Below are 13,907 nucleotides of genomic sequence, written 5' to 3'. Positions count from 1 at the left end.
CGCCGCGCGCGAGCCTGTCGCGCCATGGAGCTGCATCCCGACGAGCAGATCGTCTTCGAGGGCCACCCGTCCTGGCGCGCGGTCCTGAGCTTCTACATCGGCGGCGTCGCCGGCGCGCTCGTGCTCTCGGTGATCGTGTGGCTCGCGGCCGGTTTCGGCCTGGCCATCCTCGCTTTCGCGCTGCTGGTCGCGGGCGTCGTGCTCGCCGGCATGGTCAAGCGCACGGCGACCGACTACATGGTCTCCACCCAACGCCTCTACATCCGCCGCGGCATCCTCGCCAAGAAGGTCCAGCAGACCCAGATCGACCGCGTCCAGAACGTCAACACCGAGCAGCGCTTCCGCGACCGGCTGCTGCGCGTCGGCACGGTCGACTTCGACACCGCCGGCAGCGACGACTCCGAGTTCCGCTTCGTCGGCATCGCCGAGCCGGCCCGCGTCGTCGCGGCCGTCGACAACGCCCAACGGAACCTAAAGCAACCTAAAGGGGTCTGACCCCTTTACGAATTCTTTAGCAGGCCGAGGGCTGTCGCGCGGTGCACGGCCTCGGTCCGGGAGTGGGCGCCCAGCTTGCGGTAGATCGCCTTCAGGTGCGTCTTGACGGTGTTCGGGGAGAGGAACAGGTCGGCGGCGATCTCGGTGTTGCTGCGAGAGGTCGGAAGCTGCAGCAGGATCAGCTCCTCGGCGGGGGAGAGCGGCTCGGCGGGGGCGCCGAGCGTCCCGGCGCCGAGACTGCCGGCCACCCGCTCGGCCAGCGCCGGCATGCCGCCCGCGTCCTCGCAGTCGGCGATCAGCGTGCGCGCTTCGTCCAGCGTCGTCTCCGCGCGGCCCAGCTCGCCGCGGGCCGCCCGGATCTGCGCCAGCTCGAGCAGGATGCGGGCGCGGAACGCGCCGCGCGGGTGCAGCTTGAGCGCGGCCTCGGCGGCGCGGACCGCGCGGCCGAGCCGGCCCTCGGCGCGGGCCACGATCGCGTCCGCCGCGTGGGCGCGCGCGTCGATCCGGCTGTCGATGTTCCCCATCGAGCGCACGACCGCGAGCGCCTGGTCGGCGTGCTCGCGGGCCGCCGGCAGCCGGCCCGCCGCCACCTCGGTGATCGCCAGCGTGGACAGCGCGCTCGCGAAGCCGTGCGGGCGCCGCTCGGCCGTGGGGTGCATGAGCGCGCGAGCGCAGGTGCGGCGCGCGAGCGGCTCGTCGCCGGTGTCGAGCTGCATCGCCGCGAGCGTCGCCAGCGCCCCGACGGCCAGGTCGTCGTCGGCGTGCTCGACCGCGGACTCGGCGGCGGCGAGCGCGGCGGGCACGTTCTCGTCGCGCGCCAGCGCCGCCGTGATCGCGGCCATCGTCTCGTGGAACGGCGTCCACGCGTCCGGACGCGCCTCGCGAGCGCGCTGGGAAGCGGCCAGCAGTCGCTCGACCTCGAACGGCGGGCGGCCGGTCGCGCCCGCCGCGGCCGCGGCGGCCAGGAGCGTCACGGGCCGGTCGGCCAGCTCGGACTCGGGCAGCTCACGCACCCAGCGCAGCAGCGTCGCCGTGCGGCCGGTACGCGTCAGCGCGATGTGATGGCGGTCGACGAGGTCGGCGGCGAGCGCGTGGTCGCCGCCCGCGCGGGCGTGCTCGACGGCCTCCTCCGGATGGCCGTGCGCGTCGTACCAGGCCGCGGCGCGCCGGTGCAGCGGCGCCGGGTCGGGCAGCTCGCGCCGCACGAGCTCGCGGAACAGCGGGTGGTAGCGGAACCAGCCGGCGTCGTCGTCGAGCGCGACCAGGAACAGGTTGGCGTCCAGCAGGCGCTGCAGGCACTGCGCGGCATCGTCGATCTCGAGGACGTGGTCGCACAGCGGCGCCGACAGGCGCGGCAGCACCGACGTGCGCACGAGGAAGTCGTGCAGATCGGCCTCCAGGCCGGCGAGCACCTCGGTGGTGACGAGCTCGGAGAGGTGGTGGCGCGGCAGCGTGTTCGGGTTGCCGCCGTTGCGCAGCCAGAGCGCCACGAGGTAGATCGCGGCCGGCCAGCCCTCGGTGCGCTCGGTGATCGCCGTCGCGTCCCCGCCGCCGAGCACGTAGGCCGCTTCCTCGGTGCTGAACGCCAGCGTCTCCGCGCGCACCTCCCCGAGCCCGCCCTGCACGCGTAGCCGGGCGATGCGGATCGGTGGATCGCGGCGGGAGATCAGCACGAGCCGCGGCATCACCCGCGTGGCGTGAGCCAGCGTCGCCAGACAGCGCCGGTCCGTGAGGACGTGGACGTCTTCGAGCACGAGCGGCACGTCGAGCTCGGCCAGCGCGTCGATGTTCGCCTCGAGCGGGCCCGACGCCAGGTCCGCGCCGAGCGCGGCCGCGGCGTAGCGCCAGAGCCGCAGCGGGTCGTTGTCGTCCTCGTCGACGGAGACCCAGGCCGCGGGCCGGTTGCGCAGCCACGCGCTCACGGCCACCGTCTTGCCGTAACCGGTCGGCGCCGAGACGAGCACGACGCCCGCCTTGGCCGCCCGTTCGAGCGCGGCGGTCACGCGCGGTCGCTCGAGCACGTCCGTCCGCAGGAGGGGGCGCGCGATCTTGCTCTCAATAAGGGGAAGATCGAGCACTGAGGGAAACCTTACGATAGTCCGGCCGCGACGGCGAATCCCAGCACGGTGACCAGGCCGGCGATCCGCCCCGCCTTCTTCGTCGCGTCCGGGATCATCGAGTCGACGAGCATCACCAGCAGCGCACCGGCCGCAAAGCCGTTGATACCCGCCTTGAAGTCTCCGGAGGTCGCGTCCGCGAGCCCGAACCCGCCGACCGTGGCGAGCGTGCAGACCACGGCGACGACGCCCCACAGGCGCAGGATCGACGGGCGTGAGCGGCCCGCGTCGCGCAGGTCGGTGGACGCGCCGATCGCCTCCGGCAGGTTGGACACGAAGATCGCGGCCAGCAGGCTGATCGATACGCCCTGGCCGCTCGCGAGCCCGATCCCGAGCACCGCCTGCTCCGGGATGCCGTCCAGCAGCGCGCCGAGCGCCAGCGCGGTGCCGGCTCCGGGCACCCGCTTCTCGACGATCCGGTCGAGCGTGAAGTACGTCAGCGCTCCGGCCGTCAGCCCGATCGCCACCGGCAGGCCGCCGCCCTGCTGCACGCCCTCCTCGAACAGGTCGAAGCTGACGGCGCTGATCAGCGCGCCCGCCCCGAAGGCCAACACGGCGCCGATGAGCTTGTCCGGCCACTCCCGAGCCACGCCGAGCAGCCCGCCGATCACGAGTGAACCAGCCGCCACCGCGCCCCAGAGCAGCGCTTCCAACATGGAGCGCACGCTACCCGCTTCGCCCGCACGGGGTGATGAGCAGTCGCCCGGTCCGGCGGGAGCCTGTCGGCATGCATTCGCGCGACGTGCTGCCGATCCCGGACATCCCGGCACCGGGGCTGACCACCTACGACGCCAAGGATCCGGATACGCGCTATCCGCCGATCACCCCGCTGCTGCCGCCCCAGGGCGCTCCCAACGTCCTGCTCGTCCTGATCGACGACGTCGGCTTCGGCGCGAGCAGCGCGTTCGGCGGCCCGTGCCAGACCCCGAACTTCGAGCGCCTCGCCAAGCAGGGCCTCAAGTACACGCGCTTCCACACCACGGCGCTGTGCTCACCCACCCGCAGCGCGCTGCTGACGGGCCGCAACCACCACAGCGTCGGCATGGGCAACATCACCGAGCTGGCCACCAGCGCGCCCGGCAACAACTCGATCTGGCCGAACACGTGCGCCCCGCTCGCGCGGACGCTCAACCTCAACGGGTACAGCACCGCGCAGTTCGGCAAGTGCCACGAGGTGCCGGTGTGGGAGACGAGCCCGATGGGGCCGTACCGCCAGTGGCCGACCGGGATGGGCTTCGACTACTTCTACGGCTTCCTCGGCGGCGAGACCAACCAGTGGTATCCGGCGCTGTACGAGGGCACGACGCCGGTCGAGCCGTGGGGCACGCCCGAGGACGGCTACTACCTCAACGACGACCTGTCGGCGCACGCGATCAAGTGGATGCGCCAGCAGAAGGCGCTCATGCCCGACCGGCCGTTCTTCGCCTACTACGCGCCGGGCGCCACCCACGCGCCGCACCACGTGCCCAAGGACTGGGCGGACAAGTACCACGGCGTGTTCGACGACGGCTGGGACGCGCTGCGCGAGCGCACGTTCGCGCGCCAGAAGGAGCTGGGCGTGATCCCGGCCGACGCCGAGCTGACCGAGCGCAGCCCCGGCATCCCCGCCTGGGACGACATCGCGGACGAGCTCAAGCCGGTGCTCGCCCGCCAGATGGAGGTCTACGCGGGCTTCCTCGAGAACACCGACCACCACATCGGCGAGCTGCTCGACGCGCTCGAGGACCTGCACATCCTCGAGGACACGATGGTCATCACGATCATCGGCGACAACGGCGCGTCCGCCGAAGGGTCGCTGCAGGGCACGTTCAACGAGATGATCACGCTCGGCGGGTTCGCGGCGCTGGAGACCGCGGACGTGATGGCGGCGAAGATCGACCAGTTCGGCGGGCCCGAGGCCTACAACCACTATGCGGTCGGCTGGGCGCACGCGATGGACACGCCGTACCAGTGGACCAAGCAGGTCGCGTCGCACTTCGGCGGCACCCGCAACGGCACGATCGTGCACTGGCCGCACGGGTTCAGCGCGAGCGGCGAGACGCGCGACCAGTTCCATCACGTGATCGACATCGCGCCGACCGTGCTGGAGGCCGCCGGGCTGCCGCACCCGACCTTCGTCAACGGCGTGATGCAGAAGCCGATCGAGGGCGTTGCGATGAACTACTCGTTCGACGACGCGAGCGCGCCCGAGCGCCACGAGACGCAGTACTTCGAGATGTTCGGCAACCGCGGCATCTACCACAAGGGCTGGACCGCGGTCACCAAGCACCGGACGCCGTGGGAGACCGGCGCCCACGAGCTGCCGGCGTTCGACGACGACGTCTGGGAGCTCTACGACACGCGCAGCGACTGGACGCAGGCGCGCGACGTCGCGGCGGAGTTCCCGGACAAGCTGCACGACCTGCAGCGGCTGTGGCTGATCGAGGCCGTCAAGTACAACGTCGTGCCGCTCGACGACCGCTTCGTCGAGCGCGGCCTGCCCGAGTCGGCGGGCCGGCCGACGCTCGTGCACGGCAAGCGCCAGCTGCTGTTCGGCGGCATGGGCCGCCTGACCGAGAACAGCGTGCTGATGATGAAGAACACGTCGTTCTCGCTCACGGCCCAGGTCAAGGTGCCCGAGGGCGGGGCGGAGGGCGTGATCGTCGCCCAGGGCGGCGTCTCCGGCGGCCAGTCGCTCTACCTCAAGGACGGCAAGCCCAAGTACACGTACAACTTCTTCGGGCTCGACGAGTACTCGGTCGCGGCGAGCGAGGCGGTGCCGCCCGGCGACCACCAGGTGCGGATGGAGTTCACCTACGACGGCGGCGGCGTCGGCAAGGGCGGTGAGGCGACGCTCTACATCGACGGCAACGCGGTCGGCTCCGGCCACATCGAGCGCACCGAGGCGTTCCTGTTCAGCGCCGACGAGACGTGCGACGTCGGCAACGAGTTCGGCTCGCCCGTCACCACCGACTACTCCCAGCGCGAGTTCAGCGGCGAGGTCGAGTGGGTCGAGATCGACCTCGGCCTCGACGACCACAACCACCTGATCCGGCCCGAGGACCGGGTCAACCTGGCGATGGCGCTCCAGTGAACACGCGCGGGCGGATGTCCTCGCCCCGCGCCGCGATGTCGCCGAGCTCGGAGATGAACTCGACCAGGTTCAGGTCGGGCGGGCCGAGCTCGGCGGTGTGCTGGAACCCGGAGGAGCGGGCGCCGAGCACGATGCCGACGAGCCGCGCGATCAGGTCGTCGGCGGCTTCTTGGAGGGAGAACCCGACGCCGTAGGTGAGCCCGGCGAGGGTGAGGTGACAACGGCCGGCTGACTCGCGCAGCGAGAGCCCCGGCGACCAGACATCGGACACAAGAAGAGGTTGTGCCCGGAATCGACCGCTAACCGAACATCCCGGTGATCTCGACCACGACGGCTCACGGAACGGTCCCCAGCGCTCGGCGCTCCCCCGGAACCCGGTTGAGCTCCACCGGCGTCCCGGCCGGGACGGCACCCGTCAGCGCGGAGAGGAGCTGCGCGTCGCCTGCGCCCGGGGCGTCGCCTTCGACGTGCACCACGAGCGCCTCGCCCTCGTAGCGCACCCCGATCAGCGCCTCGCCGCCGCGCTCGGCCCAGCTCGTCGCGATCGCGCGCGCCGACGCCTCGCGCTGATGGAGCTGCACCGTGCGGTAGGTCACGACGCTGAGCGCGAGGACGACCACGGCGCCGGCGACGGCGACCACGAGGTACACCGGGCGGCGGCGCATGCTCGGCGCGTCCGCCGCCTGCGGAAGCAGCTCGAGCAGCGAGTACAGCAGCGTCCCGGCGACGATGATCGCGAGCACGTTGGTCGTGAACAGCAGCAGTGCCCCGACGGTGTCGTGCCAGGCGCCGTCGGCGGCGGTGATGCCGACGACGGCCAGCGGCGGCACGAGCGAGATCGCGATCGCGACGCCCGGCAGGATGTCGCCGATGTCGCGGCGCGCGATCGCGAGCGAACCCGCCAGGCCCGTCGCGGCGGCGGCCACGAGGTCGATGACGGTCGGTGACACACGGCTCGTGATCTGCCCGTTGGACGCCGCCGGGACGACCTCGGGGAGCACCCAGCTCGCGACGGCGCCCAGCGCCGCTACGGCCACAGCGGCGGTCACCAGCGTGCTCGCCGACTTCAGCAGCGCGGCGAGCTCCCCGCCGGCCAGGGCCACGGCGATGCCCTGGATCGGGGTCGCGAGCGGCGCGATGATCATGGCGCCGATCACCGTCGCGGTCGAGTTGCCGATCACGCCGGCGGACGCGATCACCGCCGACAGGACGAGCAGCAGCCAGAAGCGCGTGAGCTTCGGCGGCGCGTCCAGATAGACCGCGTCGCGCACCTCGTCGGCGGTGCGCAGCTCGCCGCCGAGCCAGTGCGTGATGCGCGAGCCGGTCACGATCGACACGGCTTGCATCGTGTCGGGGTCGGAGTGGACCGGGCGTCGCCCCCGGCGGGTGATCTTCACTCACCCCGCCACCACGGAGACTTCGCCGGGCGATGAGGAGGGCGTCGCTGGCATTGGCGGTCGTGGCCACGGTGGCGTGGACTCAGCCTGCGCAGGCCGAGCGGCTGTCGGACGAGCACACGCTGAGCCGCTGGGCGTACCCCGAGCGGCTGGGCTGGGCGCGGAGCGCGCCCAGCACGGCGGCGCGACGGGTCGTGCGCCTGCGCGCGCTCACCGAGGACGGTCGCCCCGAGCTGTATCTCGCGTTGCGCGACCGGGTCGGCGCCGACGGCCGGCGGTGGATCGAGCTGCGGCTGCCGCGCCGGCCGAACGGCTCGAGAGGCTGGGTTCCGCGCGCGTACCTCTCGCGCCTGCGGGTCGTGCGGACGGCGCTCGAGATCGACCGGACGCGCCTGCGCGCTTGGCTGCGCCGGGACGGCCGCGTCGTCTGGACGGCGCGGGTGGGCGTCGGCGCGCAGGGCACGCCGACTCCGGCCGGACGCTTCTACGTGCGCGAGAAGCTGCGCGGTGACGGCGCCCGCTACGGACCGTGGGCGATCGGCACGAGCGCGTACTCGGCGCTCTCGGACTGGCCCGGCGGTGGAGTCGTCGGGATCCACGGCACGGACCGGCCGGACCTGATCCCGGGGCGGCCATCGCACGGCTGCGTGCGCCTCGCCAACCGCGACGTCGCCGCGCTGGTGCGTCGCCTCCCACTGGGGACGCCGATATGGGTGCATTGAGAGTCCTGGCCGTCGCGATCGTGGGCGCCGCGGTGCTCACGCCGGCCGCCGGCGCGCAGCAGCAGCGGCTGGTGACCTACGCCGCGCGGGCGTGCCCGAGCTACGACGCGGTGCGCGCCAACCTCGCGCGCAACGACATCCAGGAGAGCCTGAAGGACCTCGGCGCGGACACGCTCTACGTGAACGGCGAGCTGATCTCCGCCGCCAAGGAGATCGAGGGCCAGCCGCGGTGCCGCCCGCTCGTGAACTGGCGTTTCGTGCTGGGCACCGGCTACCAGACGCAGGCCGTCAACGGGACCTGGGGGTCGCTCTCGAAGGTCACCAACCCGTACGCCACGCCGATCCTCACGCAGGCCTCGACGCCGCTGCTCGACCGCGTCGGCGCGCCGGTCGGGGTCGATCTCCCGGGCGCCGTCACGGTGGCGTTGACGGGGGACCAGGCGCAGCGCTCACAGGCGTACCAATCGTTGTGGCTGCAGGGCGGCGCGGTCGACGACCCGGTGCTCGACAAGGTCTACCCGCAGCAGTACGGCTTCGCGGCGCTGCGGTGCGCGGTCGACAACCTCAACGGCGACAACGTCGAGTTCATCGCCTACCCCAACGGCGTCAGGCACGTCCTCTGCTACGCGTACTACGTCGAGCCGCCGCCGACGAGCGGGACGATCATCGTCCGCAAGGTCGTCGACGACCCCGACGCCACCGCTTCCCAGGACTTCGGCTTCACCGGCAACATCTCCTACACGGAGGACCATCACTTCACGCTGTCGGCCTCCGACGGCCGGCCCGCCGAAGAGACGTTCTACCGGGCCGCTGATCCGAACCAGCCGTGGACGTTCACCGAGGAGGTCCCGGTGGGCTGGTCGCTGAGCGGCCTCGCGTGTGTGTCGGCGACCGGCGCGAGCACGTCCGTGACGTCGGTGGCCTCGGGTGAGGCGCGGGTGACGTTGGGCGCGCTGGACACGGTCACGTGCACGTACACGAATCGGCTGACCCCGCCCGCCGCGGGGCTGCAGCTGGTCAAGCGCACGCTCGGCGGCGTCGGCAGCTTCCGCTTCGACATCAGCGGGCCTGACAGCGGGAGCCAGACGATCGCGACGACCCGGATCGGCGTCCCGGTGGCCGGCGCGCCGCTCGCGGGATCTCCCGGCGCCTACACGGTGACCGAACGCCTACCCGCACGGACCGCCGAGGGCCGCTGGCGGCCGGCGAAGGCGTCGTGCGACGGCCGCGCGTTCGACCCGCTGGAGCCCGTGCGCTTCAGGGTGGGCGCGGGCGAAGGCGTCGCGTGCGAGTTCACCAACGAGTTCATCCCGTCCGGGGCGCTGCGCATCCGCAAGGTCGCGATCGGCAACATCGGCACGGCGTTCTTCCAGATCTCGCCGCGGGGCGACAACACGGTGACCCACCGTCAGCGCGCCCGGGTGCAGCGCCAGGTCGTCCCCGTCACGGCGACGGGCGACGACACGACCGCGCTGCCGCTCGGCGTCTACGACATCCGCGAGCTGGGGCGCCAAGTGACGGACGAGGGCTTCTGGCGCCTCGAAGCGGTGCTGTGCGACGGGAGCCCGGTGCCGAACGCGCAGGGCCGCACGCAGGTGCGGTTGACCCGCGCGGACCCGCGCAAGGACTGCACGTTCATCAACCGCTTCATCACCGTGGGACCGACGCCCCCGGAACCCACGCCGACGCCGACCCCGACCCCGGCGCCACCATCGCCGGTCCCGACGACGTCGCCATCGCCGGCGCCGGTCCCGCCGATTCCGACACCGGACCAGGGCCAGGTGCTCCCCGCCGACGGCCCGAACGCGGACCTGGCGGTGACCAAGCGCGCCGCACCGCGGTCGGCACGCCCCGGGCAGGCCGTCCAGTACACGATCACGGTCGTCAACCGCGGCCCGGACCCGGCGTTGCAGGTGGTGGTCAGCGAGCTGCAACCGCCGAACACCGCTGAGCTGCGCCTGTCCTCGACGCGTGGCACCTGCACCGGGACGCGACCGGCGAACTGCTCGCTCGGGACGTTGCGGCCCGGCGGGCAGGCCGTGATCACCGTCGACGCCGTCGCGGGCGATCCCGGGCGCCGCGTCAACCAGGTCGCCGTGTCCAGCGCCAGCGACGACCCCGACCTGGCGAACAACCTCGCCCAGGCGACGGTGATCGTGTCCGCCCCGACCGCGCCGCGCTTCACCGGATGACGGGTCACTCCACGCGGGTGACCCCCGCCCACCTCGACGCTCGATAGACCGCAGTGGACATCAAGAGACGAAGGGAAAACGCATCGTGGCCAGGCCGTTCAAGGGTGTCATCAACCTCGATGTCCGCGACTCCGTCATGGATTGGGACGCGTTCCGGGACGAGCCCGCGCCGGCCGGCGCGCCCAACGTGCTCGTCGTGCTCTATGACGACACCGGGCTCGCGGCCTGGTCGGCGTACGGCGGGCGCATCAACATGCCCACGCTCGACCGCCTGGCCGCGAACGGGCTCACCTACAGCCAGTGGCACACGACCGCGCTGTGCTCGCCGACGCGCTCGTGCTTCCTGACCGGGCGCAACCACCATCAGAACGGCTTCGCGCAGATCGCCGAGGGCGCGCAGGGCTTCCCGGGGCACACCGGGATGATCCCGATGGAGAACGCGACGATGGCCGAGGTGCTGCGGGAGAACGGCTGGAACACGTTCTGGGTCGGCAAGAACCACAACGTGCCGCTCGAGGACTGGGCGATGGGCGGCTCCAAGAAGCACTGGCCGCTCGCGCGCGGGTTCGATCGCTTCTACGGCTTCCTCGGCGGTGAGACCAACCAGTGGTATCCGACGCTCGCCGAGGACAACCACTACGTCGAGCAGCCGGCGACCCCGGAAGAGGGCTACCACCTCTCCAAGGACCTCGCGGACAAGGCACTCGGGTTCATCCGCGACTCCAAGCAGTCGCACCCCGACAAGCCCTGGTACATGTGGTTCTGCCCCGGCGCCAACCACGCCCCGCACCACGCGCCGCAGGAGTACATCGACAAGTACAAGGGGCAGTTCGACGACGGCTACGAGGCCTACCGCGACTGGGTGCTGCCGCGGATGGTCGAGCGCGGGATCCTGCCGGAGGGCACGGAGCTGACGCCGATCAACCCGCTGCCCGAGGGGCAGATGATCGCGACGGATCAGGTGCGCCCGTGGGACACGCTGTCCGCCGACGAGCAGCGGCTGTTCAGCCGCATGGCCGAGGTGTACGCGGGCTTCAGCGAGTACACCGACGCGCAGGTCGGGCGGATCGTCGACTACCTCGAGGCGTCCGGCCAGCTCGAGAACACGTTGATCGTCTACGCCGCCGACAACGGCGCCTCGGGCGAGGGGTCACCGGACGGGTCGGTGAACGAGAACAAGGTCTTCAACGCCTATCCGGACGACATCGCGCAGAACCTCACGCAGCTCGACGAGCTCGGCTCGCCGTCGACGTACAACCACTACCCGACCGGCTGGGCGGTCGCGTTCTCGACGCCGTTCAAGATGTTCAAGCGCTACACGTACCAGGGCGGCGTCAGCGACCCGCTCGTGATCTCCTGGCCGGCGGGGATCAAGGCCCGCGGCGAGGTGCGCGACCAGTACCACCACTGCACGGACATCGTCCCGACGATCCTCGAGTGCTGCGGCGTCGAGTTCCCGGACGTGGTCCAGGGCTACGAGCAGTCGGCGTTGCCCGGCGTGTCGATGCGGTACTCGTTCGACGACGCCGCCGCCGCGACCATGAAGCGGATCCAGTACTACGAGATGTTCGGCACCCGGGCCCTGTGGCACGAGGGCTGGAAGGTCGTGGCCGAGCGCGGCCCGAACCTCGGCGCGGGCCGTTTCGACGACGAGACCTGGCAGCTCTTCAACACCGACGTCGACCGCGCGGAGGCGCGCGACCTCGCGGCCGAGCATCCCGAGAAGGTCAAGCAGCTGGTGGACCTGTGGTTCGTCGAGGCCGGCAAGTACGACGTGCTCCCGCTCGACGACCGCACGCTCGCCGAGCTCGTGGCCGTGATGCCCGAGGCCATGATCCCGCCGGGCGGCGTGTGGCGCTACTACCCGGGCACGACCGAGGTGCCGGAGTTCGTGGCCGCGAACACGCGTGGGCGCTCGTACAAGATCCTCGCCGAGGTCGAGATCGGTGGCAACGGCGGGGCGGAGGGCGTGATCTTCGCCCAGGGCGCGCGCTTCGGCGGCCATTCGCTGTTCATCAAGGACCACAAGCTCTGGTACGCGTACAACTTCATCGGCATCCCGCCGGAGCAGCAGCTCGTCTCCGGGCAGGAGCTCGCGGCCGGCCGGCACGTGGTCGGCGTGGAGTTCGAGAAGGCGTCCCATGGCGACCACCACGAGACGCTCGGCGTGGCCAAGCTCTACATCGACGAGGAGGTCGTCGCCGAGAGCGAGTGGAAGACGCAGCCCGGGCACTTCGCGCTGTGCGGTGAGGGGCTCACGATCGGGCGCGACTCCAGCGACCCCGTGAGCCAGGAGTATCCGGCCGGCTTCGCCTTCAGCGGTGGCCGCATCCTCGAGGTCGAGGTCAACGTCGGCGACGACGTCTACTTGGACGTCGAGCGCGAGTTGGCGGCCGCGTTGGCGCGCGACTGAACGCGGCGGAGGAGCTCGCGCGGCTGGGGGTTCAGGCCCTGCATGCGCGGCGCGAGCTCCTCCAGCACGAGCGCGGCGGTGACGTCGATGCCATGCACGGCGGACATGTCGAGCACCGGCTCCGGGTCGAGCTCCAGCACGCGTCGCTTCACACGCTGGACGTTCGCGAAGTAGAGCGGGCCGACGACCTTGATCTCGCCGGTCTCCAGCCGCGTGACCTGCGGGTGGTTGAGCGCGTGGACGAGGCTGAGCATGCTCGCCAGCACGCCGACGAGCACGCCCTGGAGCACGCCGAGCGTGAGGACGCCCAGCATCGTCAGCAGCCCGAGGGCGACGCCGCGGCGATGGATCTCGCCGATCTGACGGAACGGCTCGAGCTGGATCAGGCCGACGGCGGAGACGAGCACGAGCGCGCCGAGCGTCGCCTGCGGGAGGTCGGCGAACACGCTCGTGAGGAACAGCAGCGTGGCGAGCGTGACGAGCGCGGTCAGCGCTCCGGCGCGCTTGGTCTCGGCGGTGTCGTTGACCGCGGTCTGCGACAGCCCGCCGCCGGCCGGGAGGCTGCGGAAGACGCCGCCGGCGAAGTTGGCGGCGCCGAGCGCGATCAGCTCGCGGTCGGCGTTCGGCTCCGGCTCGTCGGAGTGCGCGATCGCGCGTCCGGCGGCGATCGACTCGACGAAGCTCATCAGCGCGATGCCCGCGGCGGCGGGGAGCAGCGGGCCGATCAGCCCGAGGTCGGGCGCGGCGGGCGTGGGCAGGCCGCCGGGGACGGTGCCGGTGAGCGCAACGTCCAGCAGCCCGGCCGCGCCGACCACGATGCCGGCGCCGACCGCGACCAGCGCGCCCGGGATCTTCGTCCGCTTGAGCGCGAACAGGCCCGCGACCGTGGCGGCGGCGAGCGCGGCGGTCGGCCAGCTGATGTCGCCGAGGTGGCTGAGGGCGGAGCGCGTCTTCGCGAAGAAGCTGTCGCCCGTCTGCTCAACGCCGAGCACCTTGCCGAGCTGGCCCGCCGCGATCAGCAGCCCCGTGCCCGCCTTGAAGCCCGCGAGCACGGGGTGGCTGATGAAGTCGGCGAGGAAGCCGAGCCTGAGGACGCCCGCGGCGAGCAGCAGCCCGCCGGCGAGCAGGGCCAGGGTCGTGGTCGCCGCCATCGCCTGATCGGGCGGGACGGTGGCGACCGCGGCGCCGGTGAGCGCGGCGAGGGTGGAGGTGGTGGAGACCGACAGCGCCCGCGAGGTGCCGAGCAGCGCGTAGACGAGCAGCGGCACGAGCGCCGTGTAGAGGCCGACCTCCACCGGCAGCCCCGCGATCGTCGCGTAGGCCATCGACTGCGGGATCACGACCGCCGCCGTCGCCACGCCCGCGAGGGCGTCCTTGCGCATCCGCGGATGGTGCGCGGCCGCGGGCGTACGCCTCTTCGCCTCGCGTGGGTGAGAATGCGGGCGTGAGCATCCGCGAAGCGATGATCAAAGCGACCCCCGATGGCGCCGCGTCAGCG

The 13,907-nt window shown here is 71.9% G+C and carries 10 protein-coding genes; 5 read left to right on the top strand and 5 right to left on the bottom strand.

Annotated elements, in window-relative coordinates:
* Window positions 1-24: 24 nt before the first annotated feature.
* Complete coding sequence (locus OJ997_RS24155) at window positions 25-495, top strand: PH domain-containing protein (protein ID WP_270027820.1); 471 nt, start codon at window positions 25-27, stop codon at window positions 493-495.
* 5 nt (window positions 496-500) lie between these two features.
* On the opposite strand, the gene OJ997_RS37805 is transcribed toward OJ997_RS24155, so the two are convergent.
* Together OJ997_RS37805 and OJ997_RS24145 are read right to left on the bottom strand one after the other, a co-directional pair.
* Entirely contained in the window at window positions 501-2,573 is a 2,073-nt protein-coding gene (locus tag OJ997_RS37805) for a winged helix-turn-helix domain-containing protein (protein WP_270027819.1), read from the bottom strand.
* A gap of 11 nt (window positions 2,574-2,584) precedes the next feature.
* Window positions 2,585-3,268: a ZIP family metal transporter gene (locus OJ997_RS24145; protein ID WP_270027818.1), complete on the bottom strand. Its 684-nt coding sequence runs from the start codon at window positions 3,266-3,268 to the stop codon at window positions 2,585-2,587.
* 71 nt (window positions 3,269-3,339) lie between these two features.
* On the opposite strand from OJ997_RS24145, the gene OJ997_RS24140 reads away from it, so the two are divergent.
* Window positions 3,340-5,685: a sulfatase-like hydrolase/transferase gene (locus OJ997_RS24140; RefSeq protein WP_270027817.1), complete on the top strand. Its 2,346-nt coding sequence runs from the start codon at window positions 3,340-3,342 to the stop codon at window positions 5,683-5,685.
* Here OJ997_RS24140 and OJ997_RS24135 read toward each other — a convergent pair.
* Both OJ997_RS24135 and OJ997_RS24130 read right to left on the bottom strand, forming a co-directional pair.
* Window positions 5,660-5,956, bottom strand: a complete 297-nt coding sequence (locus tag OJ997_RS24135) for a hypothetical protein (RefSeq protein ID WP_270027816.1) — start codon at window positions 5,954-5,956, stop codon at window positions 5,660-5,662. The two genes, OJ997_RS24140 and OJ997_RS24135, sit on opposite strands and share 26 nt — an antisense overlap.
* 64 nt (window positions 5,957-6,020) lie before the next feature.
* Complete coding sequence (locus OJ997_RS24130) at window positions 6,021-7,022, bottom strand: DUF389 domain-containing protein (RefSeq protein WP_270027815.1); 1,002 nt, start codon at window positions 7,020-7,022, stop codon at window positions 6,021-6,023.
* 92 nt (window positions 7,023-7,114) lie between these two features.
* Between OJ997_RS24130 and OJ997_RS24125 the strand changes: the two genes are divergently transcribed.
* From OJ997_RS24125 to OJ997_RS24115, 3 genes are all read left to right on the top strand, one after another.
* Complete coding sequence (locus tag OJ997_RS24125) at window positions 7,115-7,804, top strand: L,D-transpeptidase (protein ID WP_270027814.1); 690 nt, start codon at window positions 7,115-7,117, stop codon at window positions 7,802-7,804.
* A complete protein-coding gene (locus tag OJ997_RS24120; RefSeq protein ID WP_270027813.1) occupies window positions 7,792-9,996 on the top strand; it encodes a DUF11 domain-containing protein in 2,205 nt (734 codons plus the stop codon). The genes OJ997_RS24125 and OJ997_RS24120 overlap by 13 nt, the downstream gene beginning before the upstream one ends.
* 85 nt (window positions 9,997-10,081) lie before the next feature.
* The gene (locus OJ997_RS24115; protein ID WP_270027812.1) at window positions 10,082-12,409 is read left to right on the top strand and encodes an arylsulfatase; all 2,328 of its coding nucleotides are present in this window, start codon (window positions 10,082-10,084) and stop codon (window positions 12,407-12,409) included.
* On the opposite strand, the gene OJ997_RS24110 is transcribed toward OJ997_RS24115, so the two are convergent.
* The gene (locus tag OJ997_RS24110) at window positions 12,361-13,791 is read right to left on the bottom strand and encodes a SulP family inorganic anion transporter (protein ID WP_270027811.1); all 1,431 of its coding nucleotides are present in this window, start codon (window positions 13,789-13,791) and stop codon (window positions 12,361-12,363) included. The two genes, OJ997_RS24115 and OJ997_RS24110, sit on opposite strands and share 49 nt — an antisense overlap.
* Window positions 13,792-13,907 lie beyond the last annotated feature (116 nt).

It is taken from the genome of Solirubrobacter phytolaccae, from assembly GCF_027587195.1.
Classification (GTDB): Bacteria; Actinomycetota; Thermoleophilia; order Solirubrobacterales; family Solirubrobacteraceae; genus Solirubrobacter; species Solirubrobacter phytolaccae.
This window is presented reverse-complemented; position numbering and strand designations above follow the sequence as displayed.

Excerpts from the sequence above, each read along its gene's own strand:
- OJ997_RS24125 (WP_270027814.1), top strand. The coding sequence starts at position 7,115 with ATGAGGAGGGCGTCGCTGGCATTGGCGGTCGTGGCCACGGTGGCGTGG.
- OJ997_RS24140 (WP_270027817.1), top strand. The coding sequence starts at position 3,340 with ATGCATTCGCGCGACGTGCTGCCGATCCCGGACATCCCGGCACCGGGG.
- OJ997_RS24155 (WP_270027820.1), top strand. The coding sequence starts at position 25 with ATGGAGCTGCATCCCGACGAGCAGATCGTCTTCGAGGGCCACCCGTCC.
- OJ997_RS24110 (WP_270027811.1), bottom strand. The coding sequence starts at position 13,791 with ATGCGCAAGGACGCCCTCGCGGGCGTGGCGACGGCGGCGGTCGTGATC.
- OJ997_RS24120 (WP_270027813.1), top strand. The coding sequence starts at position 7,792 with ATGGGTGCATTGAGAGTCCTGGCCGTCGCGATCGTGGGCGCCGCGGTG.
- OJ997_RS24145 (WP_270027818.1), bottom strand. The coding sequence starts at position 3,268 with ATGTTGGAAGCGCTGCTCTGGGGCGCGGTGGCGGCTGGTTCACTCGTG.